At 73.0% G+C, this 25,978-nt stretch carries 24 protein-coding genes; 14 read left to right on the top strand and 10 right to left on the bottom strand.

Annotated elements, in window-relative coordinates; all coding sequences use genetic code 11:
- Window positions 1-474: 474 nt before the first annotated feature.
- Together ACFVQ0_RS04370 and ACFVQ0_RS04365 are read left to right on the top strand one after the other, a co-directional pair.
- Window positions 475-681, top strand: a complete 207-nt coding sequence (locus ACFVQ0_RS04370; protein ID WP_390084404.1) for a hypothetical protein — start codon at window positions 475-477, stop codon at window positions 679-681.
- A 70-nt stretch (window positions 682-751) separates the two neighbouring features.
- Window positions 752-1,579, top strand: coding sequence for an aldo/keto reductase (locus ACFVQ0_RS04365; protein ID WP_390084402.1), 828 nt, complete (start codon window positions 752-754; stop codon window positions 1,577-1,579).
- 39 nt (window positions 1,580-1,618) lie between these two features.
- Here ACFVQ0_RS04365 and ACFVQ0_RS04360 read toward each other — a convergent pair whose 3' ends face one another.
- Entirely contained in the window at window positions 1,619-1,972 is a 354-nt protein-coding gene (locus ACFVQ0_RS04360; protein ID WP_390084400.1) for a DUF6204 family protein, read from the bottom strand.
- Between the two features lie 303 nt (window positions 1,973-2,275).
- Here ACFVQ0_RS04360 and ACFVQ0_RS04355 point away from each other — a divergent pair, with 303 nt between their 5' ends.
- Window positions 2,276-4,246 carry a DUF5107 domain-containing protein gene (locus tag ACFVQ0_RS04355; protein ID WP_390085378.1) on the top strand — a complete coding sequence of 657 codons (1,971 nt, stop codon included), beginning with the start codon at window positions 2,276-2,278 and terminating at the stop codon, window positions 4,244-4,246.
- Window positions 4,247-4,262: 16 nt separating this feature from the next.
- Here the strand turns inward: ACFVQ0_RS04355 and ACFVQ0_RS04350 are convergent, their stop codons facing one another.
- From ACFVQ0_RS04350 to ACFVQ0_RS04340, 3 genes are all read right to left on the bottom strand, one after another.
- Entirely contained in the window at window positions 4,263-4,625 is a 363-nt protein-coding gene (locus ACFVQ0_RS04350; protein ID WP_390084398.1) for a VOC family protein, read from the bottom strand.
- Window positions 4,626-4,676: 51 nt separating this feature from the next.
- Window positions 4,677-5,486 carry a methyltransferase domain-containing protein gene (locus tag ACFVQ0_RS04345; protein ID WP_390084396.1) on the bottom strand — a complete coding sequence of 270 codons (810 nt, stop codon included), beginning with the start codon at window positions 5,484-5,486 and terminating at the stop codon, window positions 4,677-4,679.
- Between the two features lie 195 nt (window positions 5,487-5,681).
- A complete protein-coding gene (locus tag ACFVQ0_RS04340) occupies window positions 5,682-7,187 on the bottom strand; it encodes a bifunctional phosphatase PAP2/diacylglycerol kinase family protein (protein ID WP_390084394.1) in 1,506 nt (501 codons plus the stop codon).
- Between the two features lie 251 nt (window positions 7,188-7,438).
- Between ACFVQ0_RS04340 and ACFVQ0_RS04335 the strand changes: the two genes are divergently transcribed.
- From ACFVQ0_RS04335 to ACFVQ0_RS04325, 3 genes are all read left to right on the top strand, one after another.
- On the top strand, window positions 7,439-8,212 hold the full coding sequence (locus ACFVQ0_RS04335; RefSeq protein ID WP_390084392.1) for an IclR family transcriptional regulator: 774 nt from the start codon (window positions 7,439-7,441) through the stop codon (window positions 8,210-8,212).
- Window positions 8,209-9,060: an SMP-30/gluconolactonase/LRE family protein gene (locus tag ACFVQ0_RS04330; protein WP_390084390.1), complete on the top strand. Its 852-nt coding sequence runs from the start codon at window positions 8,209-8,211 to the stop codon at window positions 9,058-9,060. Before ACFVQ0_RS04335 ends, ACFVQ0_RS04330 begins: the two co-directional genes overlap by 4 nt.
- 140 nt (window positions 9,061-9,200) lie before the next feature.
- Window positions 9,201-10,442 (top strand): aminotransferase class I/II-fold pyridoxal phosphate-dependent enzyme, encoded by a 1,242-nt coding sequence (locus ACFVQ0_RS04325; protein WP_390084388.1) that lies wholly within the window; start codon window positions 9,201-9,203, stop codon window positions 10,440-10,442.
- Window positions 10,443-10,455: 13 nt separating this feature from the next.
- Here the strand turns inward: ACFVQ0_RS04325 and ACFVQ0_RS04320 are convergent, their stop codons facing one another.
- Window positions 10,456-11,076: a DedA family protein gene (locus ACFVQ0_RS04320; protein WP_390084386.1), complete on the bottom strand. Its 621-nt coding sequence runs from the start codon at window positions 11,074-11,076 to the stop codon at window positions 10,456-10,458.
- Window positions 11,073-11,855, bottom strand: coding sequence for an MBL fold metallo-hydrolase (locus ACFVQ0_RS04315; protein ID WP_390084384.1), 783 nt, complete (start codon window positions 11,853-11,855; stop codon window positions 11,073-11,075). The genes ACFVQ0_RS04320 and ACFVQ0_RS04315 overlap by 4 nt, the downstream gene beginning before the upstream one ends.
- Window positions 11,856-12,035: 180 nt before the next feature.
- Between ACFVQ0_RS04315 and ACFVQ0_RS04310 the strand changes: the two genes are divergently transcribed.
- Both ACFVQ0_RS04310 and ACFVQ0_RS04305 read left to right on the top strand, forming a co-directional pair.
- Window positions 12,036-12,440 (top strand): hypothetical protein, encoded by a 405-nt coding sequence (locus ACFVQ0_RS04310; RefSeq protein ID WP_390084382.1) that lies wholly within the window; start codon window positions 12,036-12,038, stop codon window positions 12,438-12,440.
- Between the two features lie 99 nt (window positions 12,441-12,539).
- Window positions 12,540-14,663: a phage holin family protein gene (locus ACFVQ0_RS04305; protein WP_390084380.1), complete on the top strand. Its 2,124-nt coding sequence runs from the start codon at window positions 12,540-12,542 to the stop codon at window positions 14,661-14,663.
- An 11-nt stretch (window positions 14,664-14,674) separates the two neighbouring features.
- Here ACFVQ0_RS04305 and ACFVQ0_RS04300 read toward each other — a convergent pair whose 3' ends face one another.
- From ACFVQ0_RS04300 to ACFVQ0_RS04290, 3 genes are all read right to left on the bottom strand, one after another.
- Complete coding sequence (locus tag ACFVQ0_RS04300) at window positions 14,675-15,727, bottom strand: LacI family DNA-binding transcriptional regulator (RefSeq protein WP_390084378.1); 1,053 nt, start codon at window positions 15,725-15,727, stop codon at window positions 14,675-14,677.
- A 77-nt stretch (window positions 15,728-15,804) separates the two neighbouring features.
- A complete protein-coding gene (locus tag ACFVQ0_RS04295; protein ID WP_390084376.1) occupies window positions 15,805-16,413 on the bottom strand; it encodes a DUF305 domain-containing protein in 609 nt (202 codons plus the stop codon).
- Window positions 16,414-16,527: 114 nt separating this feature from the next.
- On the bottom strand, window positions 16,528-17,490 hold the full coding sequence (locus ACFVQ0_RS04290; RefSeq protein ID WP_390084375.1) for a DUF1996 domain-containing protein: 963 nt from the start codon (window positions 17,488-17,490) through the stop codon (window positions 16,528-16,530).
- 287 nt (window positions 17,491-17,777) lie between these two features.
- On the opposite strand from ACFVQ0_RS04290, the gene ligA reads away from it, so the two are divergent.
- The 5 genes from ligA to ACFVQ0_RS04265 all read left to right on the top strand — a co-directional run bounded on the left by ligA (window position 17,778) and on the right by ACFVQ0_RS04265 (window position 24,791).
- Window positions 17,778-19,919 (top strand): NAD-dependent DNA ligase LigA, encoded by a 2,142-nt coding sequence (gene ligA, locus ACFVQ0_RS04285; RefSeq protein ID WP_390084373.1) that lies wholly within the window; start codon window positions 17,778-17,780, stop codon window positions 19,917-19,919.
- A 160-nt stretch (window positions 19,920-20,079) separates the two neighbouring features.
- The gene (locus ACFVQ0_RS04280; RefSeq protein ID WP_390084371.1) at window positions 20,080-20,907 is read left to right on the top strand and encodes a rod shape-determining protein; all 828 of its coding nucleotides are present in this window, start codon (window positions 20,080-20,082) and stop codon (window positions 20,905-20,907) included.
- Entirely contained in the window at window positions 20,904-21,572 is a 669-nt protein-coding gene (locus ACFVQ0_RS04275; RefSeq protein WP_390084369.1) for a hypothetical protein, read from the top strand. The genes ACFVQ0_RS04280 and ACFVQ0_RS04275 overlap by 4 nt, the downstream gene beginning before the upstream one ends.
- A 46-nt stretch (window positions 21,573-21,618) precedes the next feature.
- The gene (secD, locus tag ACFVQ0_RS04270; protein ID WP_390084367.1) at window positions 21,619-23,916 is read left to right on the top strand and encodes a protein translocase subunit SecD; all 2,298 of its coding nucleotides are present in this window, start codon (window positions 21,619-21,621) and stop codon (window positions 23,914-23,916) included.
- A gap of 131 nt (window positions 23,917-24,047) precedes the next feature.
- Complete coding sequence (locus tag ACFVQ0_RS04265) at window positions 24,048-24,791, top strand: YoaK family protein (protein ID WP_390085376.1); 744 nt, start codon at window positions 24,048-24,050, stop codon at window positions 24,789-24,791.
- A 3-nt stretch (window positions 24,792-24,794) separates the two neighbouring features.
- Here the strand turns inward: ACFVQ0_RS04265 and ACFVQ0_RS04260 are convergent, their stop codons facing one another.
- On the bottom strand, window positions 24,795-25,601 hold the full coding sequence (locus tag ACFVQ0_RS04260) for a helix-turn-helix domain-containing protein (protein ID WP_390084365.1): 807 nt from the start codon (window positions 25,599-25,601) through the stop codon (window positions 24,795-24,797).
- Window positions 25,602-25,652: 51 nt separating this feature from the next.
- Here ACFVQ0_RS04260 and ACFVQ0_RS04255 point away from each other — a divergent pair, with 51 nt between their 5' ends.
- A complete protein-coding gene (locus ACFVQ0_RS04255; RefSeq protein ID WP_390084363.1) occupies window positions 25,653-25,958 on the top strand; it encodes a 4a-hydroxytetrahydrobiopterin dehydratase in 306 nt (101 codons plus the stop codon).
- Window positions 25,959-25,978 lie beyond the last annotated feature (20 nt).

Raw genomic sequence — 25,978 nt, 5'->3', positions numbered from 1 at the left:
TCCTCCTGCTGCGTTGTCAGGTGCGCGACGTTGGTCGGATCACGCATGCGATGGGCGTCTCGCGAGTACGCGCCTGGCCCTGACTGGATGGTGCCAAACATTGACAGACAGCGCTCTTCGGCGGCAGACGCCCCGCACCTGCGCAAAGAGGCCAGAAATTGGCACACCGTCGTACCGCGCGCGAACGCCTCGAACGCCTCGAACGCCTCGGACCCGAGCGCGCCGCGCGCTCGGCCGACCACGGACAGTGATGTGCGGCCCCGTCCGTGCGGTCCGCCCGGCAGCTCGTGGTCCGGATGCGAGGAGGCGGCAAAAGGGTGAAAAATGGTCTGACGGGGCTCCCCTGCGCCGCGCTCTCGGCTCGGGCGACGCTCCAGCCAGCAGGGGGGACGGATCACCCGCGATGCCAGCGAACGCCAGTGAGTGTCCGCCGACACCCCCGGGTGTGCGATGCGAGCAGGGAAGTGGGTTTCGATGTCGAACAGAACACGCGCCCAGGTCCACGAAGAGCCGCAGGAGGAGCGCGGGGCCATGGGGTCCCGCGATACGGGCTCGGACAAGCCTTCCGGCGGACCGGTCGACAGGCCCGCCGGTACGTCGGACGAGAAGGCCGACACCTCCGTCAAGCCCAGCAAGTCCCCCCACCCGGATGCCCCGGACCTGCAGTCCGGCGGCGGCTGACACTTCACCGTCCGGAGGCCCCGGGGGAGGCCGCCCCGTCACACGGAGAACCCTTCATGGAGGAGTGACTGTGACCTCGGTACCGACCATCACCCTCAACAACGCGGTGCGGATCCCCCAACTGGGTTTCGGCACCTTCCAGATCCCGCCCGACGAGACCCGGAAGGCGACGCTGGCCGCGCTGGAGACCGGCTACCGGCACATCGACACGGCGGAGATGTACGGCAACGAGAAGGAGGTCGGCCAGGCGGTCCTGGACTCCGGGCTGGACCGCGCCGACGTCTTCGTGACCAGCAAACTCAACAACGACGCCCACGGGTACGACGACGCCCTCCGGGCGTTCGACCGCACCATGGAGGAGATCGGTCTCGACCACCTGGACCTCTTTCTCATCCACTGGCCGCTGCCCGGCAAGGGCGACTTCGTGGAGACCTGGAAGGCCCTGGAGGAGATCTACCGTTCCGGCCGGACCAAGGCGATCGGGGTCTCCAACTTCCAGCCCCACCACCTGCGCCGACTGCTGGAGAACAGCGAGGTGGTGCCCGTGGTCAACCAGATCGAGGCGCACCCCTACCTCACGCAGGACGACGTCAGGGCGTTCGGCGCCGAGCACGAGATCGCCACGGAGGCCTGGTCACCCATCGCACAGGGCAAGGTGCTGGACGACCCGGCCATCAACCGCATCGCGGACCGGGTGGGCAGGACGCCTGCGCAGGTGACCCTGCGCTGGCACATCCAGCGCGGGGACATCATCTTCCCCAAGTCGGTGACGCGGAAGCGCGTCGAGGAGAACTTCGCCCTCTTCGACTTCGACCTCAGCGAGGGCGACATCGGCGAGATCTCCGCGCTGAACCGCAACGAGCGGACCGGACCCGACCCGGACCGGTTCACCGGCTGAACCGTGCGATGACGGCGGACCCTCGGCGGGGGTCCGCCGTCACGCCGCCCCCTGCCCCCGGCGCCCCTTGTAATTGATCTTCATGGCGTCCATGTCCGTCGCTGTGGAGCGCAGTTCACCATGCCCGTACCCGCGCTCGCGCAGCTCCGTCTCCGCGCGGTCCTCCGCGATCGCGCACGCCATCTCCGTACCGTCCTCGGCGTCCGACACCACCACGTAGCGGAAGCTGAAGTGCTTGAGGACGCGGTCGTAGGTGAGCGAACCCTCTTCGCTGAACGCCATGGAGGCCAGGCCGTGCTGCTCCACCTCGGCCAGCATCCGTTCCCGCGCCGCGTCCGTCAGCCCGTCCCAGGTGCCGCGCACGATCACTCGGTAGGTGTGCTGCGTGCTCATCGTGTTCCACCGTCTCCATAACGTCCCGCAAACCGCTTGAGCGGCAACCCTACGGCCAGGAGCATGGCGCGCACGCGGAATATCGCGGCGCTCGACGCGGCCGCCGACCCGCGCCTCCGGCCGCCGGTCAACAGCGCCGGCGCCCCGGACAGAAGCGCCCGCGCCCTGCTCACCGACCCGGTGGTCGCGGCTTTTGCAGAAGAGAGACGGCCGATCCCCTGGTCCGGGCGGCCCGCAGCGTGTTCCATGGTCATCGGGGGGCGCCCGGACCTGCGGCGGCCCGCGCGAGGGAGCGAGGTTGCCTTGGCCACCACCGTACGACGTGACGTACTGACCCTGCCCGCGGCGGCGGTGGGACCGGAGAATCCGCTGCCCGCGTTGCGGCCCCTGGACGAGACGCATGTCGTCGACGACCGGGACCGGGCCGGTCTGCCCCGTGACATGGCCCGCCAAATCGGCCACGAGCCACTGGCCACCGTGCTGCCCGTGGCCGTCCTCGACGGGTACGGGCGCGAGCGCACGCCCACGGACCTCGATGTGATCGTCATCGAGAACGACCGGCTCCGGGCCACCGTGCTGCCCGGATTCGGCGGCCGTATCCACTCCCTCTTCCACAAGCCCACCGGCCGGGATCTCGTCTACACCAACCCCGTCCTCCAGCCCGCCGACTTCGCGCTCAACGGCGCCTGGTTCTCCGGCGGCATCGAGTGGAACATCGGCGCGACCGGCCACACCACCCTGTCCTGCGCCCCCGTGCACGCCGCCCGGGTCACCGCACCCGACGGCGGTGAGATGGTCCGGCTCTGGGAGTGGGAGAGGCTTCGCGACCTGCCGTTCCAGGTGGACCTGTGGCTGCCCGACGACTCCGACTTCCTGCACGTCGGCGTCCGGATACGCAATCCGCACGAACACCCCGCACCCGTCTACTGGTGGTCCAACATCGCGGTACCCGAGGGTGAGCGCACCCGGGTGGTGGCCCCGGCCGAGAGGGCCTGGCACTTCGGCTACGAACGCACACTGAATCTGGTCCCGGTCCCCGAGAGCGATTCGGTCGACCGGACGTACCCGCTGCGCAGCGACTTCCCCGCCGACTACTTCTACGATGTGCCCGACGGCGCCCGCCGCTGGATCGCCTCCCTCGACGAGAACGGCCACGGGCTCGTCCAGACCTCCACCGATCTGCTGCGCGGCCGCAAGCTGTTCCTCTGGGGCAGCGGGCCCGGCGGCCGCCGCTGGCAGGAGTGGCTCACCGAACCCGGCACCACCGGCTACGCGGAGATCCAGGCAGGGCTGGCCCGCACCCAGCTGGAACACGTGCCGCTGGAGCCGGGCGGCGAGTTCAGCTGGCTGGAGTCGTACGGGCCCCTGTCGGCGGACCCCGCCGCCGTGCACGGCGACGACTGGCCGGCCGCCCGCGCGGAGACCGAACAGCGGCTCGCCGCCGCCCTGCCGCGCGGCGATGTGGACGCCGCGTACGAGGCCTGGCGCCGCTGCGCCGACACCGAACCCGGCGAGGTCCTCGCCACCGGGTCCGGCTGGGGCGCGCTCGAAGTCCGGCGCGCCGGGTACAAACTGCCGGGCACGCCCTTCGCCGAGTCCACCCTCGGTGAACAGCAGGAACCCTGGCTGGAGTTGCTGGAGCAGGGGACCTTCCCCGAGTCCTCCGGGGCGACGCCGCCCGGCCCCTCGCTGGTCTCCCCGCACTGGCGCGACATGCTGGAGACGGCCGCCGCGGAACCGCTCACCGAATACCACCTGGGTATCGCCCAGTGGCACGCCGACGACCGCGCCCAGGCGGTCCGCAGCTGGGAACGCGGACTGGCCCTGGCCCCGTCCCGCTGGCCGCTGCTGCGCTGCCTCGCCGTCGCCGCCCAGGAGAGCGGCCAGCGCGAGCGGGCGGCCGACCACTACGCGGAGGCGTTCGACGACCTGCGCGCGGCGCGCCGGGACGACGGCGACGCCTGGGCGGCCGCCACCGCCGCCCTCGGCCGGGAGGCCATCGAAGCACTGCTGACGGCGGACCGGCCGGGGCCCGCCCGCACCGTCTGGGACGGGCTGCTCCCGGCGGTCCGCGGTCGCGGCCGCTTCCGCCTGCTGGAGGCGCGGCTGCTGCTCGCGGAGGGCGAACGGGCCGCCGCCCGCGCGCTGTTCGACGAAGGCTTCGAGGTCGCCGATCTGCGCGAGGGCGCGGAGATCCTGGACGAGGTGTGGGCCGAGCTGACGGACGAGCCGCTGCCGGACCGGTACAACTACCGGATGCGTCCGCGCTCCTGACGGAGAGCCGGGCGCGTCAGGGGGTACCGGCGGACAGGTTCCGGTCGACGTACTCGAAGACCGAACCGTCCGGGTGCACGGCGATCAGGTTGCGGCCGACGGGCGTGTGGACCGGGCCCGCGATGACCCGGGCGCCCACCCGGGCCAGCGAAGTGTTGGCCTCTTCCACGTCCTTGACCGCGATCGTCGCCGTCACCTTGCGCAGGATCTCCAGCTCGGACTCGGGGCCGCTCATCAGCAGGAAGCAGCTGATGGCGGCCACCGAGACGCCGCCGCGCTCGAAGCGCAGCGCCGGACTGCCCGTCAGGTTCTCGTAGAAGGCCACCGCGGCCTCCAGGTCGTCGACGCAGATCCGCAGCGTGGTTCCCAGGATTTCCATGCGGAACAGGGTAGTTGGCCGGTCAGCGGTGTGTGATCGGTTCGGTGGCCCTCATGCGCGGCAGAGCAGCTCGCCGTGCGGGACCATGAACCAGCCGTCCTCCTGCGCACCCCAGGTGCGCCACGCCTCGGCGATCTCGGCCAGCTGTTCCGGCGTGGCGTGCCCGCCGTCGACCGCCAGTTTCGCGTAGACCGAGCCGACGGTACGGTCCGCCCACAGCGCGCTCCACCAGTCCCGGCTCTCCGGGGTGCCGAAACACCAGGCGGCGGCCGTCGGGATGATGTCGGTGAAGCCGGCCTGCCGGGCCCAGGAGAGCAGCCGGCGCCCCGCGTCCGGCTCACCGCCGTTGGCGCGGGCCACTCGGCGGTAGAGGTCCAGCCAGGCGTCCATCGCGGGCACCTCGGGGTACCAGGTCATCGCCGCGTAGTCGCTGTCGCGGGCCGCGACCACGCCACCGGGGCGGCAGACCCGGCGCATCTCGCGCAGCGCCTGAACCGGGTCCCCGACATGCTGGAGGACCTGGTGGGCGTGGACCACGTCGAAGGTGTCGTCGGGGAAGTCCAGGTCGTGCACGTCGGCGGTGGCGAACTCCAGGTTGTCCAGACCGCGTTCCGCCGCCGCCTCGGCCGCCTGGTCCAGGATCTCGCGGGTGGTGTCGACGGCGGTGACCCGGCCGGGCGCGACGAGCGCGGCGATGTCGGCGGTGATGGTCCCGGGACCGCAGCCCACGTCCAGCACGGTCATGCCGGGGCGCAGTTCACCGAGGAGGTACCCGGCGGAGTTGGCGGCCGTGCGCCAGCGGTGCGAGCGCAGCACCGACTCGTGGTGGCCGTGGGTGTAGACGGCGGTCTCCTTCGACATGGCCGTGCGTCCTTTCTCCGAGGGCGAAGTGCTGATCGGTACGGCTACGGTACGCCCGGCCGCCGAATAATGAGATGGGTATCTTGCGATGTGAGACTGCTTGGTCGGTGGCCGGAACGCGCGAGGGGCGGCCGACTCGGCGTCGGCCGCCCCTCGTTGGCCCGTCTCCGGGCAGGTCTCACATAAGCGATCGGGTCACAGCTGCATCGGGCAGTACACCGTCAGCGCCTCCGGCAGCTTGTCGATCATCAGCTCGCGACCGCTGTGCGCCACTTCGCCGTCGTACGCGTACGGCGTTCCCGGCTTCAGTCCGGCGACCCGGACCCGGTGGCGGCGGACGGCGGCATGCATGGGGGAGCGGGTCAGCGGTCCCGCGACGGCCGCCGCGAGCAGCCGGAGCCCCGGGGTCCGTCCGCCGTGCACCACCCGTACGTCCAGCAGCCCGTCGGCGAGGTTGTGCCGTCGGCCGGGTGCCGGGCCCACCCGCTGGAACAGGCCGTTGCCGACGAACAGCAGCCACAACGGGCGCCGCCGACCCTGGAGTTCGGCCTCCAGCGGGCGCCGCCCGCGCAGCACGTGCAACGCGGCGAGCACGCCGGCCGGCCAGCCGCCGATCCGGGGGGACCAGTGCTCACGGGTCCGCACCAGCTCGGGATAGACGCCCATGCTGAACGCGTTGAGGAAGTAGCCGTGGGCGCCGCCCGGCCCGTCGGGACCCGGCCGGAAGCGGCCCAGGTCCACCCGGACCGCGTCGCCCGCCGCGATCGCGGCACAGGCGTCGGCCACGGTCTCGATGCCCAAGTCGTACGCGAAGTGGTTCAGCGTCCCGCCGGGGAACACCGCGAGCGGCATGCCGTGCACGGAAGCCACCGCCGCCGCCCGGTTGACCGTGCCGTCACCGCCGCAGACACCCAGCGCCAGACCCCGGTCCGCCGCCTTCTCCAGCTCGGCGGAGACCTCCTCGGGCGGACACTCGACCACCTCCGCGTTCGGCAGCGCGTCCCGGACCAGCGCGGCCGTCGCCGTGGCCGTACCCGACGCCTCGTTCACCACGACGACCAGATTCTTGCCATCGGGCAGCGCGGGCGCGTGGGCGGGCGGCCTGCCCGGTGCGGGCAGCTGCCCCCGGGTCGGTACGACACCGCGCAGCGCGAACGCCGCCCCTATGCCGAGCGCCGCACCGGCCAGCACATCGCTCGGATAGTGGACTCCGGTGTAGATGCGGGAGGCCGCCACGGACAGCGCGACCGGCGCGACGACCGCCCCCCAGCCCTTCGACTCCAGGGCCACCCCGGTGGCGAAGGCGGCGGCGGACGCGGCGTGCCCGGACGGGAACGACGTGGTGACCGGCTGGCGCTTGAGCTGTCGTATCACCGGAACGGCGTCCAGTATCGGCCGCTCCCTGCGGACCGCCCCCTTGCCGACCGTGTTGATCGCGGCCGAGGCCACGGCCAGCGAGGCCATCCCGCGGAAGGCGGCCCTCCGGGCACGCGCGCTGCCGCCGAACGCGGCCATGCCCGCCGCGGCACCGGCCCACAGCAGCCCGTGATTGGCGCTGCGGCTGAGCCGGGGCAGCACGGGTGCGGCGGCCGGCCAGTGCCGCCGGGCCAGGCCCTGGAACACGGCGAGATCGCATCGGTGCAGCAGGTTCCGCAGCCCTGCGGGGTTCGGCGGATGTGAAGGGTTGCTCGGTGACGACATGGGACAGCGAATACCCTGCCGGGCCGCTCCGAATCAAGAGGCGCGCCCGGACGGCTCGGCCCCACCCGCCCGCCGGACGGCTCAAGCCGCCCCCCAATCAGTGTCAAAAGCGGATAACTACCGCGAAAATACGCATGGTCCGGTGTCGGAAGTCACTGCTCATTGCCCGGACAAGTGTCACGCCCTTAGCCTGTGTTCGTGATGCCGGTCACTGACCGGAATCCCGAACGCGAGAGGGTGGTGCACAACCCATGGGGCGACTTGTCCCGGCGGTGACCAGGGCGCTGGACGTGCTCGAACTGTTCCTCGACGGCGACGGAACGCTCTCGGCGCCCGAGGTCACCCGCAAGCTCCAGCTGCCCCGCACCACCGTCCACGAGCTGCTCACCACGCTGGCCGCCCGCTCCTATCTGGCCACGACCCCGGACCAGCCCGGCCGCTACCGCCTCGGCGTCCGCACCTATCAGCTCGGCAGCCGGTACGCCGAGCAGCTCGACCTCGCCGCCGAGGGCCGCCGGGCGGCCGAGCAGGTGGCTGAGACCTGCGGGGAGACCGTCCACGTGGCGATCCTGGAGGAGGCCGACGTCATCTGCGTCGCCAAGGCGGACTCCACCCACGCGGTCCGGATGGTCTCCGCCGCCGGCCGCAGGCTGCCCGCCCACTGCACGGCCGTCGGCAAGACGCTGCTCGCGGCCCTGCCCGCCCCGGAGCTCGACGACCGCCTCTACGGCCTCGAACTCACCGGAATGACCCCGCACAGCATCACCGACGAGGCGGCGCTGCGTACCGCGCTCGACGCCGTCCGGGAGCGGGGCATCGCGGTGGAGCACCGCGAGTCCGACCCCGATGTGAGCTGTGTGGCCGCGCCCGTACGGGACGGCGGCGGCCGGGTCGTCGCGGCGCTCTCCATCTCCGTCCCGATGATCCGCTGGAGCGACGAGCGCGAACAGGAGCTGGCCTCCCTCGCCGCAGCGGGGGCCGAGGCGCTCTCCGCCCGGCTCGGACACCACGGGGAGCGGGCATGAGCCGGCCGCGCCCCGAAATCGCCGTCCGCGAACACGCCGCACTCGGTGAGGGCCCCACCTGGGACCCGGCCACCGGACGGCTGATCTGGGTCGACATCCTCGCCGCCCGGATCCACACCTACGAACCGGCCACCGGCCGCCGTACGGTCATGGCGACAGAACAGCACGTCGGAGCTGCCAAGCCACGCGCGGGCGGCGGCCTGGTCGTCAACCTGCGCGACGGCATCGGACTGTACGACGCCGACGGCGCCTTCCGCTGGCTCGTCCACGACCCCGAACCGGGACGGCGCGGCAACGACGCGGCGGTGGCGCCGGACGGGTCGCTGTGGGCGGGCACCATGCGCTACGACGACACCGAGACCGGCGGGAGCCTCACCCGCGTCGCGGCCGACGGCACCGCCACCCGGGTGCTGCCCCTGGTGGCCTGCAGCAACGGCACCGGATGGAGCCCCGACGGGCGGCTGATGTACTACATCGACACGGCGACCCGCCGGATCGATGTCTTCGACGTGGACGGCGAACAGGTCCTCGACCGCCGCCCGTTCGCCACCGTGGAGGAGGGGGCCGGCTTCCCCGACGGACTGACGGTGGACGCGCTGGGAGCCGTCTGGGTCGCCCTGTGGGACGGGGCCGCGCTGCGCCGCTACACGCCGGACGGGGTGCTGGAGCGCGTCGTCGAACTGCCGGTGCGACGGCCCACATCCTGCGCCTTCGGCGGACCGGACCTGCGCGACCTGTACATCTCCACGGCCCGCGGCGGTCTCGACGCCCCGCATCCGCTCGACGGCTCGCTGCTGGTCCTGCCGGACGCGGGCCGGGGCCTGCCCGGCACACCCTTCGCGGGCTGACGGGCCAGGGGCCGTGTCCAGGACCTCACGGCGGTCGAGGTTCCCGGCCCACCGGGCGGCCCGCGCCATTCCCTCGTATAAAGGGGCTCACACGGCCCGCTCGGCGGGCGGCTGACCGAGCGGCGGCGAAGGAGGCCCGGATGGGCCGGGAACGGACCGGGCGCGGCGTACCGGAGGTCAGGGAGGACCGCGGCCCCGTGCGGTACGGACCGCCCGCGCCCGCCCCCGGACTGCCGGTCCTGCCCGAACTGGCCGAGGTGCTGGCGGCGGCGGCCGGCAGCGGTGTACCTGAGCCGGCCGGGGGCTCCGCCGCGCTGCGCGAGGCCGCCTGCGCCTACTGGGAACGGCGCGGACTGCGCGGCGGCCCCGAGCACGTCGCGGCCGCGCCGGGCACCTCCTCGCTGCTGCTCGCCCTGATCGCCGCGCACGGCGGCGACGTACTGATGCCGCGCCCCTGCCCCGCCGCCTGGATCCCGCAGGCCCGGCTGCTGGGGCGCCCCGCCTACCACGTGCCGACCCCCGCCGAGTGCGGCGGCGTGCCCGACCCGTACGCACTGCTGGAGACCGTGCGCAGGGTGCGGGCCGAGGGCGGCAGGCCCCGGCTGCTGCTGATCTCCGTCGTCGACGACCCCACCGCCACCGTCGCGCCGCCGGAACTCGTCCGCGAGGCCTGCGAGGCCGCCGTCGCGGAGGGGCTGCACATCGTCAGCGACGAGACCTGGCGCGACACCCTGCACCGGCCGCGCGACACGGTGCTGCTGAGCCCGGCCGAGATGTGCCCCGACGACGTGACGGTGGTCTCCGACCTGACCGGTGCGCTGACCCCGTCCGCCTGGCCGGTCGCGGTCGCCCGGTTCCCCGACACCGGCCGGGCGGCGGTCCGCCACGCCCGGACGCTCGACATCCTCACCGCGCTCGGCGCCTTCGTCGCCGGTCCGGTCGCCGCCGCCGCCGCACACGCGCTGCGCGAACCGGACGCCGTCACGGAGCGGGTCCGCCGGGCGGCGGTCATGCAGGCGCAGGTCGCCGCCGCCGCCCACCGGGCGGTCCTCGCCTCCGGCGCGCTGGCCCGGCCCCCGCAGGCCGGCCGCCACCTGTACGCGGACCTCGGCCCGCTCAGGTCCCGGCTCGCCGCCCGTGGCGTCACCGACTCGCTGGAGCTGGAGGAGTACCTGACGGAGCGGCTCGGCGCACCGGCCCCCGGCGGCCACCGGTTCGGCGATGAGCTGGGAGCCCTGCGGGTGCGGCTGGGCACCGGGACGCTGCTCGGGTCGACCCCGCGGCAGCAGCTGGAGTCACTGGCCGCGCCCCAGCCCCTGGAGCTGCCGCACGTCGCGGCCGCCCTCGGCGTCTTCCGCTCCGCCCTCGACGAACTCCGCTGACAGCCCCCGGCCGTCAGCGGCCGAACCGAACCCGAAGCCGCCGCCACAGCGCGGGCACCCCGCTGACCAGCAGCGTCAGACCCACCGCGGCCACGACCCCCTGCCACGGCTCGGGGAACAGCGAGCCGCCCAGAATGCCGATCAGCTGGTACGTGGCCGCCCAGGCCAGACAGGCCGGCACATCCCCGCGGGCGAACCGCCGCATCGGCATCCGCCCCAGCAGACACGCCAGCATCACCGGAATCCGCCCGGCCGGCACCAGCCGGGACAGCACCAGCACCATCGCACCGTGCTCGTCCAGCTTCTGCCGCGCCTGCGCCAGCCGCTCCGGAGCGGCCCGTTCGCTGATCACCCGCAGCCACTTGGAACCGTTCTTCGAGCGCACCCCGCGCTGCCCCAGCCAGTACAGGCAGATGTCCCCGAGGAACGCGGCGCCCGACGCCACCGCGAAGACGTACAGCAGCGCGAACGGCGACGACTGGTGGAACGCCACCACCGCCGCCGAGCTCACCAGCGCGCCCGTGGGCACCACCGGCACCAGCGCACCCAGCGCCACCAGCAGGAACAGCGACGGATAGCCGACCGCCTGCTGCGTCGACTCCGCGGGGAGCCGGCTCACCACCTCGTGGATCACCCGCCGGCCTCCGGCCGGACATGTTCGCCGTGCTCCAGCCGGTGCACCGCCACCCCCGGCGCCAGCATGGCCGCCTGGCGGACGAACTCGTCACCCGGCGAATGGAACTCGTGCGGCCGGATCCCGTCCATGCCGATCGGCCAGTACGTGCCGTAGTGCACGGGCACGGCCGAGCGCGGCGACAGCCGGGCCAGCGCCACGGCGGCCCGTCCCGCGTCGAGATGGCTGTGGCCCAGGTAGGGCCCCCAGCCGCCGACCGGCAGCAGCGCCACGTCCACCGGCCCGACCTCCTCCGCCATGTCGTCGAACAGACCGGTGTCCCCTGCGAAGTAGGTGCGGGCCGCGCCCTGGACGACGTAACCCAGGGCGGGGGAGCGGTGCGGGCCCACCGGCAGCCGCCGCCCGTCGTGCAGGGCAGGGACCGCTCGGATCAGCAGCGCACCGACCCGCACCTCGTCGCCGGGCACGACCTCGGTGATCCGCAGCCCGCGCATCCTGCGCAGCAGCCGCAGCCCCGGAACCGCCCGGACCGCGCCCATCGGCACGATCAGCCGGCCGCCCGGCGCGATACGGGCCAGCGACGGCAGATGCAGATGATCGGAGTGCAGATGCGAGATGAGGACGACATCGGCGACGGCGGCCGCCGGACCGGGCAGCTCTCCGCGCCGGCGTCGCAGATGCGCGATGCGCCGCACGAAGAGGGGGTCGGTCAGCACCCGGACCCCGGAGTCCTCGATCGTGCAGGTGGCATGACCCCACCAGGTGACTTCCACCGGCACGCGCCGCCTCCTGTTCCCCGGACCTGCCGTCGAGCCTACGGGTAACGGCCCGGCTCGGTCCGTGAGCCCCGGTACTCCCGCTCCCGTGCGCCCCCCACCCGTCCCGCCACGCGCCTTTTTCGTACGGAACCCGGGGCGTAGGGTCGCAGGACGACAGGCCCTAGCACCGGGGGAACGCCCATGGGAGACGTACGGGTGGCGGCCATCGCCAGTCTCACGCCGCTGGAGGAGCTCGACAGCGACCCGTTCCTGGTGGACACCCGCGGCCAGCACGAGATGTGCGCCCGCTGGGCGGCCGACAAGGGCTACGTCGTCACCCGGCAGCTGCGCCTGTACGGACTGCGCCCCGACCACCAGGCCCTCTGGGCCGACGTCGAGGACGGCGAGGTCGAACTCTTCGTCGCCCCCAACGACCGGGTGCTCGCGCGGGCCGTCGCCTCGGTCCCGCGGTTCACCGAGGAGTGCGAGCGGCGCGGCGTACGCCTGGAGATCGCCGGTCTTGACGAGCCGCTCTACAGCTCCCGGACCAAAGCCGGCGTGCACCGCAGGCTCTCCATGCCGACCGCCGGATACGACGGCTCCTGAGCGGCCCGGCCGGGGATCGCCTGCCCGGCGGGCCGTCCCGCTGTGAAAAGCTGGACCGGGTCCCGGAAGAGCGTGACCCGGACGTGAGGTGGCAGCGGCGTGGGTGACGGGCGATGGCGGACAGCCGGAAGCGCCCTGATGCGAGTGATTGTGGTGTGGGCCGTCTCGACGCTCACGATGCTTGTGCTCGCCGGGATTCTGCCGGACTTCCAGCTCCAGTCGGACGACGGCGACAGCATCACCAAGACCGCGTTCACCGCGGCATGGGGCGCGGGCGCGTTCGGTCTGCTCTCCGCCCTGGTCTGGCCGGTGCTGGTACGGGCCCTGCTCATCGTGCCGGCCCTGGTCCTCGGCATGCTGGTGTTCTTCCTCAACGGCTCGCTGCTGCTGATAGCGCTGCGGCTGATCCCGGACGGGCGCGGCGCGGCCGACCCGCAGATGGCGGTGGTCGTCGCGGCCGTGATGTCCGCGGTCGCCTCCGCGACGTCCACCGCCCTCGCCGTCCGTGACGACAACGCCTACCGCCGCCGGCTGTCCCGCCTCGCCGACCGGCGGCGCCGCCGCAGCCGCAGCGGCAGCGGTGCCGGTGCGGACGGCGGGCCGCCCGGCACGGTCTTCATCCAGCTCGACGGAGTCGGCCACGACGTCCTCGCGCAGGCCGCCGCCGACGGCCTGATGCCGACCGTCGCGCACTGGCTGGCCGACGGCACGGGCCACCGGCTCACCCCCTGGCGCACCGACTGGTCCAGCCAGACCGGCGCCAGCCAGCTCGGTATCCTGCACGGCACCAACTTCGATGTCCCGGCCTTCCGCTGGTACGAGAAGGAGACCGGCGACGTCATGGTCTCCAGCAGACCGGCCAGCGCCCTCGAAATGCAGCGCAGGGCCGTCATCCGCACCCACGACGGCGGACTGCTCACCCTGGACGGGGCCGGCCGGGGCAACCTCTTCAGCGGCGGCGCCGACCAGCTCGCGCTCGTCCTGTCGATGGCCGCCAGACGCGGCAAGGGCCGCCGCTCACGGGCCGGGTACTTCGCCTACTTCGCGGACCCGGCCAACGCCGTGCGTACCGCGCTCTCGTTCGTCGCCGAGGTCGGCAGGGAGATCGGCCAGTCGACCCGGGCCCGCCTCCGCAAGGAGACCCCCCGGATCAAGCGCGGCGGGCTCTACCCCTTCATCCGGGCCTTCGCGACCGTCGTCGAACGCGACGTGGTGGTCGCCGCCGTCATAGGCGACATGTTCGCCGGACGGACGGCGGTCTACGCCGACCTGGTCGCCTACGACGAGGTCGCCCACCACTCCGGGCCGCGCAGCCGGGACGCCGAGAAGGTCCTCGCCCGGCTGGACCGCTCGCTCGCGCTGATCGTCAAGGTCGCGGAACACACCCCGCGCACGTACCGGATCGTGCTCCTGTCCGACCACGGCCAGAGCCCCGGGGAGACCTTCGCGGGGGTGTACGGGCTGACGCTGAAGGACCTGGTGCGGGCGGGCAGCGGACTGCCGGTGCCCCGCCGGGCGCAGCGCACCCGGAGCGGTTCCGAGGCCCGTGACGCGGTACGGATCGCGCTGCACCGGCCGGTCGACGGGGACCGGCAGGAGGATCTGGCCAACCCCTCGGAGCCGGTCGTCCTCGCCTCCGGCAACCTCGGCCTGATCTCCTTCCCCGACCTGCCGGGACGCGCCTCCATGGAGCAGCTCGACCGCCGCCACCCCGCGCTGCTCAGCACGCTCGCCAACCACCCCGGCATCGGCTTCCTGCTGGTGCGCAGCGAGGCCCACGGCTCTGTGGTGCTGGCGCGCGGCGGCACCCGTATCCCGGTGGCGGAGCTGCGGGACGGGGACGGGCCGCTGGCCCCCTTCGGCCCGGGAGCGGCGGCCGCGGTCCGGCGCACCGACACCTTCCCGCACGTCGCGGACGTGATGGTCAACTCGATGTACGACCCGGAGACCGGCACCGTGCACGCCTTCGAGGAGCAGATCGGCTCGCACGGAGGCCTGGGCGGCGAACAGTCCCGGCCCTTCCTGCTCTGGCCGCGCGGGATGACGGACCCGCTCGACGCGGCGGCCGCGGAGGGCGAGGAGCGGCCGGCCGAGCTGGTCGGCGCGGAGACCGTGCACCGGGTCCTGCGGCGCTGGCTGAACGAGGTCTCGGGGCCGCAGGTGCCCGTGGGACGGCCGGACCGGGCCGGCGACGCCGACGCGGGCACCGGCGCGCGGGGCTGACCGGCCACGGCTCAGGCGGAGCGGCGGCGCACCAGGGTCGGATGGAAGATCGCCGACGGCACCTGCTCACCGGGGCTGCCGATCTGCTTCAGCAGCAGCCGGGCCATCTCGGCGGACATCTCCTCCACCGGCTGCCGGACCGTCGTCAGCGGCGGATCGCAGGCCGTGGCCGCACTGCTGTCGTCGAACCCGACGAGGGCGATGTCATCGGGGATCTCCTTGCCGGCCCGCAGCAGCACCGGAAGCGCGCCCAGCGCCATCAGGTCCGACGCGATGAACACCGCGTCCAGGTCCGCGCGCTCTTCGAGCAGCCGCTTCATCGCGGCGGCGCCGCCCGTATGCGTGAAATCGCCCTCCACGGCCGTCACGTCCCGGATGCCGTGCGCGGAGAGCGCGTCCAGGAAACCCGTCAGCCGCGCCTGACCGGCCGGCATGTCCTGCGGGCCCGACACCGTGCCGATCCGGCGACGGCCCAGCGAGACCAGGTGCTCTGCGGCCAGTCGCGCCCCCGCCCGCTGGTCGGCCTCGACATAGGTGAGCGGGGTCGGCCGGCGCGGCTCACCCGCTAGGACGGCGGGCAGCCGGGTGTCGTGCAGCAGCCCCGGCAGCGGGTCGTCCGCGTGCGAGGAGATGAGGACCACCCCGTCGACGTGGCCGTGGCGCAGGTAGGACAGCAACTGGTCGCGGGAGGGCTGGTCGTCGGCCAGCATCAGCACGAGCTGGATACCGGCCGGGCGCAGCACTTCGAGCAGCCCGCTGACCACCCGTCCGAAGTACGGGTCGGAGAACATCCGGCCTATGAAGGGCTCGGAGACCGGGCGCCGTTCGCGTTCCGAGACGACGAGTGCGACGGAGTCCGTGCGCCGGGTGACCAGCGAGCGGGCGGCGCGGTTGGGCACGTATCCGGTGGCGTCCACGGCCTCCTCGACCATTCGGCGCAGCGCCGGGTCCACGGTCGTCGCGCCGTTGATCACGCGGGAGACGGTGGCCCGTGACACCCCCGCCACAGCGGCCACGTCCTCCAGAGTGGCGGGGCGCGCGGGCAGCGGTGCGTCGGCAGTCATGCAGCTCTTTATACCCGGGCGGTACGGCCGGTCCGGAAACGGGTGAGGGGCCTGCGGCGGCGGCGCGGAGGCGGACGTCAGCCGGCTTCCCCGGACGGGCCCGGAAGCTGATCGAGCTCGGCGAGTTCCGCCTCGCGCGCCGAGACCAGGGCAGTGGCCAGCCGCTTGGCGTCGGGCCTGGTCCCGGACTGTGTCTCGGAGCGCGACACCTGGGCGGACTGGCGCAGATGGTCGCGGATCAGCGCCGTGACGAGGCGGTCGAACGCCCGGCCCTCGACGGCGCGGGCCTGTTCGAGATCGTGTTCCGTCACCATCCCCGGCATGTCGTGCCCCTCGTGCACATTGGTGTCGGGCAGCCCCATCCGGGCCAGCAGCGGGCGCAGCCGGGCGAGTTCGCCGTTCTGCGCGGTACGGAGCCCGACCGCCCAGCCCCGTATCCGTGGATCGGCGGCGCGCTGCCCGGCGAGCGAGAGCAGGGCCACCGCCTGCTCGTTCATCGGGGTCATCAGCTGGGCCCAGGCGGCGTCCGTCGGATCGGCCGGGGCCCCGCTCCCGGTGGCGGCGGAGACCGAGGGGGCCGGGGCGGCCGGGCGCTTCGGCCCGGCCGGGGACGCGCATCCGGCCAGCAGACATCCGGTCAGAAGCAGGAGCAGGGACAGCGCTGCGGTGCTGCGGGCCGCCTTCATGACGAGTCCTCGGGGGAAGGGCCCGCCCGGGGCGCGGGGCCCCGGACGGGCATCGGACGGACGGTGGCGGCTCAGCCCGTGGCCGGTGGCCGACGGCTGATGGGTGACGCCGCGTCAGGGGGTGCCGTCGGCACCGCACTTCACGATGGCGTTGATGCAGTCGCGGACGCGCTGGGCCATCTCGGCCTCGGGCCACACGTTGAAGAAGTCACCGTGCATCGTGTAGCCGGGACCGGACGCCAGCCTGAACCGGGCCGGGTCGCCGCTGACCGGGTAGCGGAGCACCTGGCGCAGCTTGGGAACCGGAACGGGGTGGGTCGAGGGGCATTCGCCGTTGACCGGATACGACATGTGGCTCTTGTGGTCGGCGGAGTCGAGGTCCTTGCCGTTCCAGCACTGCGGGAAGTCCAGGTACGACTCCAGCATCCCGTCGGCCGGGCAGTTCACGAAGTCGTGCGACGGGTTGACCTCTCCGTGGTGGAGGCACGACCAGCGCGAGATCGTGTTGTCGTCGGGGCCGGTCGCCTTCGCGTTCCCCGCGACGATGCGCAGCCCGCGCGGGAAGGGCTGGATCCGCTGGATGACGTCGTCGCGGACGCCTTCGCCCAGGTAGTAGAACGTGGTGCCGGTGGGTTCGACCTCCTTGTCGCCGTCGTACAGGGTCGGCACCCAGTACGACGACAGGTCCGTGTCGGGGGAGCAGCTGCTCCTGGCCTTCTCCAGCGAGGCGAGGTCGGAGTTGCCGTTCGTCGAGTCGTTGCCGAAGAAGCTGTGCATGTGCGAGGCGCCGGGCAGACCCGGGAAGACGATCGGGTCGTCGGGTGCCCGGTGGGTGTAGGGGCATTCAGCGAGGAACTCGGCGACCCGGACGACGTCCGCGGCCTTGGCGGCCGGAACGGCGTTCGTGCCCGCGTCCGTACCGGCGGACGCGCTGCCGGTGGCGGACTGGAGGAAGGAGACGGCGAGCGCGGCGGCGACGAGTCCCGCGACGCGGTACCGCCGGCGCGGCGGGGCCGCGCGGTGGCCGTGTTCGCCGGTGGGCCGATGGCGGGCGAATCTATGACGGAAGAAGAGCACGGCACTCCTGTTCGGAGGAAGTGGGGGTTCCTTGATGGTGCGAGAGAGCGCTCTCTCAAGGGAACGTAAAATGACGCCCTGGACATGTCAATAGAGTGAACGACACCGCAACTGGCTGCTTTTTGAAGCTTGTTGAGGATTCGTTCATCGGGAGAGCGCTCTCTCAATATCGTCCCGGATTCGGCTACGACGGAAGTCGGCACGTGCGGGTCGGGCGGCGGGCCGAGGGGGCGCGCAGGCCCCGTCGGGAATCCGCCGCCGGGGCGTTGTCAGTGGTGGGCGGCAGTATGAGGGGCATGACGAACTCAGCTGTTGTGCTCGCCGACACCGCCGCATACGCCGTCGCGGTCGAAGAGGCGTCGCAGGCCGCCGCCGCGTACTACGCCACGGGCGAGAGCGCGCTCGACGACGACGCGTACGACCGGCTGGCGCGCGGGATCGCCGCCTACGAGCAGGCCCATCCGCAGGAGGTGCTGGCCGACTCGCCGACGGGCAAGGTGGCGGGCGGCGCGGTCGTGGGGGACGTGCCGCACACCGTCCCGATGCTCTCCCTGGACAACGTCTTCTCGGCCGAGCAGTTCGTCACCTGGACCGTGTCGCTGGAGCGCCGGATAGGCAGGCCGGTCACCGCCTGGAGCGTGGAGCCGAAGCTCGACGGGCTGGCGGTCGCCGCCCGGTACCGCGAGGGTCGGCTCGAACAGCTGGTCACCCGTGGCGACGGCACGGCAGGTGAGGACGTCTCGCATGCGATCGGCACCGTCGTCGGTCTTCCCGAGCGGCTCGGTGAGCCGGTCACGATCGAGATGCGCGGCGAGATCCTGATGACGGCCGAGCAGTTCGAACAGGCCAACGCGATCCGTACCGAACACGGCGGCGCCCCCTTCGCCAACGCGCGCAACGGCGCGGCGGGCACCCTGCGCGCCAAGGACCGCCCCTACACCGTGGAGATGACGTTCTTCGCGTACGGCGCCCTGCCGCTCCCGGAATCCGGCGAGCTGACCGGCACCCTGGCCGAGCTGCCCCACAGCGAGGTCCTGGAATACGCCGCGCGGCTCGGCGTACACACCGCGGCGGACACGGAGGTGGCGCCGCGCACCGTCACCACGATCGAGGACGTCCAGCTGCGCGTCGAGGAAATCGCCGCGCTGCGCGCCTCGTTGCCCTTCGGGATCGACGGCATAGTGATCAAGGCCGACCTCGCGGCGGACCAGCGCGACGCCGGCTCCGGCACCCGCGCACCGCGCTGGGCGATCGCGTACAAACTGCCGGCCGTCGAGAAGGTCACCCGGCTCCTCGGCGTCGAGTGGAACGTGGGGCGGACCGGCATCATCGCGCCACGTGCGGTGCTGGAGCCGGTCGAGATCGACGGATCGACCGTCAGCTACGCCACCCTGCACAATCCGGCCGACATCACCCGCCGCGATCTGCGCCTGGGCGACCATGTGATGGTCTACAAGGCGGGCGACATCATTCCCCGGATCGAGGCCCCCGTCGCCCATCTGCGGACCGGCGACGAGCAGCCGGTCGAGTTCCCCGAAGCCTGCCCGCAGTGCGGCTCCGAGATCGATACGAGCGAGCAGCGCTGGCGCTGCGTCCGCGGCCGGAACTGCCGACTCGTCGCCTCCATCTCGTACGCGGCGGGGCGCGATCAGCTGGATATCGAGGGGCTCGGCGCGACCCGGGTCGTCCAGCTCGTCGATGCCGGGCTGGTCGCGGACTTCGCGGATCTGTTCGCACTGGAGCGTGAGCAGCTGCTCGGGCTGGAGCGGATGGGCGACACCAGTACGGACAACCTGCTGGCCGCGATCGACGCGGCGCGCGCCCAGCCGCTCTCGCGGGTGTTCTGCGCCCTGGGTGTGCGTGGCACCGGACGCTCCATGTCGCGCCGGATCGCCCGGTACTTCGCGGACATGGACCGCGTCAGAGCCGCCGACGCCGAGACGCTCCAGCGCGTCGACGGAATCGGCAAGGAGAAGGCCGGGGGAGTCGTCGCGGAGCTGGTGGAGCTGGCGCCGCTGATCGAGAAGCTCGTCGCCGCCGGGGTGAACATGACGGAGCCGGGCGCGACCCCGCCCCCCGAGCCGGGTCAGGAGAGCGACGCGGACGCGGAGGGCGCGGAGGGCAAGGGCGCCGACGGCAACGGCGCGGACGGTGGTGATGTGGACGGGAGGCCGCTCGCCGGGATGACCGTCGTGGTCACCGGGTCCATGACGGGCGCCCTGGAGAAGCTCTCGCGCAACGAGATGAACGAGCTCATCGAGCGGGCGGGCGGGAAGGCCTCCTCCAGCGTCTCCAAGCGCACCACGCTGCTGGTGGCCGGCGAGAAGGCCGGGTCCAAGCGCACCAAGGCGGAGGATCTGGGTATCCGGATCGCCGCGCCCGAGGAGTTCGCCGAACTGATCGGCGCGTTCCTGCCGTCCGAGGTGTGAGGGGATCAGGGGGCAGGAGATCAGAGATGGCCCCTTGGATTTTGCGTGAGAGTGGCTTTCTTTGCCTGCCTATTGCATAGTGAGGGTTCGGTCATGCCTCGCTATCAGCGGGTCAATGGGTGTGTGAACGGCTGCGAGAGCAGGCCGGGGGTGAGGGGCGATGCGTTCTTTGCGCGACGGACAGCGGCACGTCCGCTCCGTTCACCAGCAGGACCGGCAACACCGGGGAGTGACCCGCGGGCTCGCGCTCGATCTCGGCAGCTCCCGTACCCGTGCCTGGCTTCCCGGACAGGGAGTTGTGTCCGACACCGGGAACGGCCCCGGCGGTGAGTACGGCCGGGGCGGCCCGGTCCGGCGCGGACGCATCGTCGACGCCGAGTCGTGCGGGCGGATGCTCGGCCGTGTCGCGGACGCGGCGCTGGGCGCCGACCGCAGCGACACCGTGATCGTCCTCAGCCACCCCGTACTCGCGGGCCCCGAACACCGCGCCGCCGCGCGGGAGATCCTCGGCGCGCTCGGCCCGTCGAGCGTCATCGTGCTGGACAGCGCCAGGGCCGCCGCCGCGTGCGCGGGGCCGCAGGACGGCGGCCCGCTGCTCGTCGTCGACATCGGTGCCGAACTGACAGAGGTGACGCTCCTGGTGGACGGGCAGGTCCGCGACGCGCGGCTGGCCGAGACCGGGATCAGCGATCTGGATCCGGGCGACCCGCCCACCGCCGTGGTCCGGGCCGTCCTGGACATGATCATGGCGATGTGGCAGCAGGACCGTCACGGCGCGGTGCTCGGCGCCCTGCGCAGGGGCCCGTTGCTCGCCGGCGGCGGTGCGCTGCGGCCCGACGTCACCAACCGGATCGCTGTCCGCCTCGGCGTCCCGGTCCGGCTGCCGGACGATCCGGCGACCACCGTCGTGCGCGGGGCCGGGCTGTTCCTCAGCTCGGTGCTCCGCCGCGCCACCGTCGCACCTGCCCTGCCCGGCCGAGCCGGGTGACCCCCCTCCCGGGGGCACTCCGGGGCGACGCGCGTTCACAGGACCGGCCGGACACCCCGGCACACCTGCGACGCACGGCCCCGCTGCGGCAGTACCTCGCCGCACTGCTCCTCGCCGTCCTCACCGTCACAGCCGGTGCCGCGACCACGGCCTCCGCCGCGACCACGGCCTCCGCCACGACTACGGCCACCGCCACCGCCACCGTCGCGGGCGGTGCGGTCGCCGCCGGAGCCGGGCTGCCCGCCCGGACCACGGCCGGACCGGTGTCCCCCGTCGGCCATCCGGCCGGAGCCCAGCGGACCGACCGGGACCTGCGCGGCTCCGGCTCCGGGCCCAGCACCGGCCCCGATTCCGGCCCCCATACCCGCGCCGCCGTGGAGGGGGTGCGGCCGACACCGGTGACCGCGCCCCAGCCCTGGGCCGCCGCCGAACACCCCCGTACCCCCCAGCACCTCCCGCCGCCGGGCCCCGGCGCCCCGCTCCCGCGCCCGCCCGGCCTGCTGCCGCCGCTCCCCGTCCCCGTAACCGCCCTGGGCGCGGCCCCGGCCGCCGCCGACCGCTTCCGTGCCGCGCTCCCCGGTGTGCGCGGGCCTCCGGGCACGGCCGTTCACCGGCCCTGGGACCTGTCACCGGTCCCGTCCCGCACCCCTGCCGCGGCGCCCTGATCCAAGGCGAGAGCCCGAGGGCCCCGGCACCCCTCGGAGGAAACCCATGACTCGCGCCACCACGGTGCGGGCGGTTCTGGCTGCGGCCGTTCTGCTCGTCGCCGTGCTCATCACGCTGACCATGTCCCCCAGACTCGGCCTCGATCTCCAGGGCGGCACCAGAATGGTGCTCCAGGCCAAGGACTCCGGCACCGCGAAGGCGGACCGGGAGAGCACGGACCGGACCCTGGAAGTGCTGCGCAAACGCATCGACTCACTCGGCGTCGCGGAACCGACCCTGACCCGTTCCGGCGAGGACCGGATCATCGTCGAACTCCCGGACGTCCAGGACCCCCGCAAGGCCGCCGAGGTCATCGGCAGAACCGCCCAGCTGACCTTCCATGCCGTCCAGGGGCCCGGCACCGCCGACGGCTCCGGTGCGGAGGAAGGGACGACGCTCCCCGACGAGCAGGGCCGCCGCCTCGCCCTGGGCCCCGCCGCGCTGTCCGGCGCGGGCGTCAAGGACGCCTCCGCCTCATTCGACGCCCAGCAGGGCGCCGGCTGGTCCGTCTCGCTGGACTTCCACAAGGACGCCGGACGGGACTGGACCCGGCTCACGGGGGAGGCGGCCTGTCACCCGGTCCAGGACGAGCGGCGCCGGGTCGCCATCGTCCTGGACAAGCAGGTCATCTCCTCGCCCCAGGTCTCGCCGACCGTCGGCTGCGGCACGGGCCTGCCCTCCGGTTCCACCCAGATCACCGGCTCCTTCAGCGCCGACGAGGCCCGCGAACTCGCCCTGCTGATCCAGGGCGGCGCCCTGCCGGTGCCCGTCGAGATCGTCGAGCAGCGGACCGTCGGCCCGACGCTCGGGGCCGCCGCCATCGACGCCAGCGCCCGCGCCGCCCTCATCGGCGCCGCGGCCACGGCCCTGTTCATCACCGTCGTCTACCGGCTCTTCGGCGCGCTCGCCGCCGTCGCGCTCGGCGCCTACGGAGTGATCTCGTACGCGGCGCTCGTCGCACTCGGCGTCACGCTCACCCTGCCCGGACTCGCCGGATTCGTCCTGGCCATCGGCATGGCGGTCGACGCCAACGTGCTGGTCTTCGAACGGGCCAGGGAGGAACACGCCCAGCGTCCGGGCCGCTCCCTGCGCACCTCGCTGACCGCCGGTTTCCGGCACGCCTGGAGCGCCGTCGCGGACTCCAACGTGACGACCCTGATCGCGGCGGGCCTGCTCTTCTTCCTCGGCTCGGGACCGGTCAAGGGCTTCGGCGTCACGCTCGGCATCGGCGTACTCGCGTCGATGTTCTCCGCACTGGTCATCGCCCGCGCGCTCACCGAGATCGCCGCGGGCTCCACGTTCGTCGGCACCTACCGGGGCGTCAACGGCATCGCGAGTCCCGGCCGGGTCCGGACCTGGCTGAACCGCCGCGATCCCCAGCTGATGCGGTACCCGCGCCGCTGGCTGCTCGTCTCCGCGGTGCTGGTCGCCGTGGCGGTCACCGGCATCCTGGTGCGCGGGGTCAACCTCGGCGTCGAGTTCACCGGAGGCCGCCTCGTCGAGTACGCGACCAGCCGTCCGGTCGACGTCGAGACCGCCCGTTCCGCGCTGGCCGGTGCGGGGTTCGGTGACGCGGAGGTCACCACGGCGGGCGCGGGCGACATCTCGGTGCGGACCGGTGAGCTGGACAACGCGGGCGAACACGCGCTGCGCGCCGCGCTGGCGGAGGAGGGCGGCGAGACCACCAAGGTCAGGGACGAACTCATCGGCCCCAGCCTGGGCGACGAGCTGCGGCGCAACGCGCTGATCGCCCTGGCCATCGCCGTACTCGTCCAGCTCGGTTATCTGGCCGTCCGGTTCCGCTGGACGTTCGCGGTGGCCTCGGTCGGCGCACTCGTACACGACGTGATCGTCCTGGTCGGCGCCTTCGCCTGGCTGGGTCGCACCGTGGACGGCATCTTCCTGGCGGCGCTCCTCACCGTCATCGGCTACTCCGTCAACGACTCGGTGGTGGTCTTCGACCGGGTGCGGGAGCTGTGGGCCAAGGCCCGCCGGGAGCCGCTCGGGACCGTGGCCAACCGGGCGGTCCTGCAGACGGTCCCCAGAACCGTGAACACCGGGATGGGCGCCCTGTTCATCCTCGTCGCGCTGGCTGTCCTGGGCGGTGACTCGCTCGCGGACTTCGCCCTCGCCCTGCTGATCGGCATCGTCGTCGGCACGTACTCCTCCGTCATGACAGCGGTACCGGCCGCGCTGGTCCTGGAACGCGGCAGCAAGGCGCCGCCGCCCGTCCCGAGGAGCGCCCCGCGCGCCCGGCCCGGGACCGGGCGACGGGACCCGCTCGACAACGGGGCGCGCGTGTAACCCGGCCACTGCCTCGTCCCCGCCGCCGGACCGGCGGCAGGGACGAGGCGCGTCGGTCGTGGTATTCGTACCGGGCGGAACGGCACAATCCTGATCAACCACCCGGCGATCGCCGTGATCGGAGCGTGCCCGTGCCCGTCGTGCTGCGTGAGGCATGGACCACCCTCGTACCGGACATGAACGACCGGCACGGGCCGCTGCCGCCGCTGATGCTCGCTCTCACCGTCGTCACCGGACTGGTCGACGCCGTCAGCTACCTGCAACTGGGCCGGGTCTTCGTCGCGAACATGACCGGCAATGTGGTCTTCTCCGGTTTCGCGTTCGCCGGCGCCCCCGGCTTCTCGCTGGCCGCCTCGCTCGTCGCGCTCGCCGCCTTCGCGGCCGGGGCGCTGACCGGCGGACTGCTCGTCCACCACTCCCACGCCCACCGCGGCCGCATGCTGCTGCACGCGCTGTGCGTCGAGACCCTGTGCGTACTGGCCGCCCTGGTCGTCACCCTGATCTCCGGGAGCCCGTACGACGGCGGCGTGCGGTTCGCCCTCATCGTGCTGCTCGCACTCGGCCTCGGCGTGCAGAACGCCGCCTCGCGGGCGCTCGCCGTACCCGACCTCACCACCACCGTGCTGACGCTGACCATCACCGGTATCGCCTCCGACGGGCGGCTCGCCGGGGGCGGCGGCAGCAGGGCCGGCCGCCGGACCCTCTCGGCCGCCGCCATGCTGGCCGGCGCCCTGGTCGGAGCCGTGGCCGTGCTGCACGGGCATCCGGTGCTGCCGCTGGTCCTGGCCGTCGCGATCCTCGCGGTGGTGTGCCTGGCCGCGCTGGTCCTGGCGCGGGACGAAGGACCGTGGACCAGGCCCGTCCCCAAAAAATGACCGTTAGGACACGAGCGAACGCAGATACGCCGCGGTACCGGGGTCGGCGGGCAGGAACGTCTCGATGGCCAGCTCCGCGACCGTCACGTCCATCGGTGTGTTGAACGTGGCGATGGACGCGACGAACGAGAGCAGCCGGCCGTCCTGCTCGATCACCAGCGGCAGCGCGAACGGCACCGAGGAGGAGGGCTCGTCCCACTCCCGGCCGCCCGGCCCCGGCTCCACCGGATAGCCCGCGACCTCCTCGTACAGCGCACGGAGCTCCGCCGAACGGACCAGGGCGATCTGACGCTCCATCTGCGCCAGCAGATCGGCCCGCCACTCGCGCAGATTGCGGATCCGGGGGGCCAGGCCCTCCGGGTGCAGGGTCAGCCGCATCGCGTTCAGCGGCGGGGCGAGCAGGTGCTCCGCGACCCCGGCCGTCATCCGGGCGATCCCCTGATTGGCCGCCACCACGTTGTACATGCCGTCCACGACGAGCGCCGGATACGGGTCGTACCCCTGGAGCAGCCGGTCCATCCCCTCGCGCAGCGCGCCCATCGCCGGGTCGTCCAGCGCGGTCTCCGTATAGCGAGGGGCGTAACCGGCGACCACCAGAAGGGCGTTGCGTTCCCGTACGGGCACGCCCAGGTGCTCCGCCAGCCGCAGGACCATCTCCTCGCTGGGGCGGGCCCGGCCCGTCTCGATGAAGGAGATGTGCCGGGCGGAGGAGTCGGCCCGCAGCGCGAGCTCCAGCTGGCTGATCCGGCTCCGCTCCCGCCAGCTGCGCAGCAGCGGCCCTACCCCCGTGTCAAGCGCGACAGTTGTCATACCGAGACCGTAACGTCACGGGCACCGACCACCGAGCGAGGGAGCCCCCGTATGCCCGCCGAACCGCTGCCGCGGAACGAGATCGAGAACCGGCTGCGCGAACTGCCCGGCTGGACGCTGGAGGGGGACCGGATCACCCGCACCTACCGGCTCCCCTCGCACTTCGCCGCCGCCGGGCTCACCGTCCATGTCGCCCAGATCCAGGACGAGCTGAACCACCACTCCGATCTGACGCTCGGATACGACACCGTCGCGCTCTCGGTGAACTCCCACGACGCGGGCGGGAAGGTCACCGAGAAGGACCTGTCCCTCGCCGCCAGGGTGGCGGCCGTCGCTCCGGGCCACGGCGCGGAGTAGCGGCCAGGAGCGCGGCGGGG

This window comes from Streptomyces sp. NPDC057900, from assembly GCF_042887885.1.
Taxonomy (GTDB): domain Bacteria; phylum Actinomycetota; class Actinomycetes; order Streptomycetales; family Streptomycetaceae; genus Streptomyces.
Note: the sequence above shows the minus strand (reverse complement) of the source record. Positions and strands in the feature narration are given on the sequence as shown.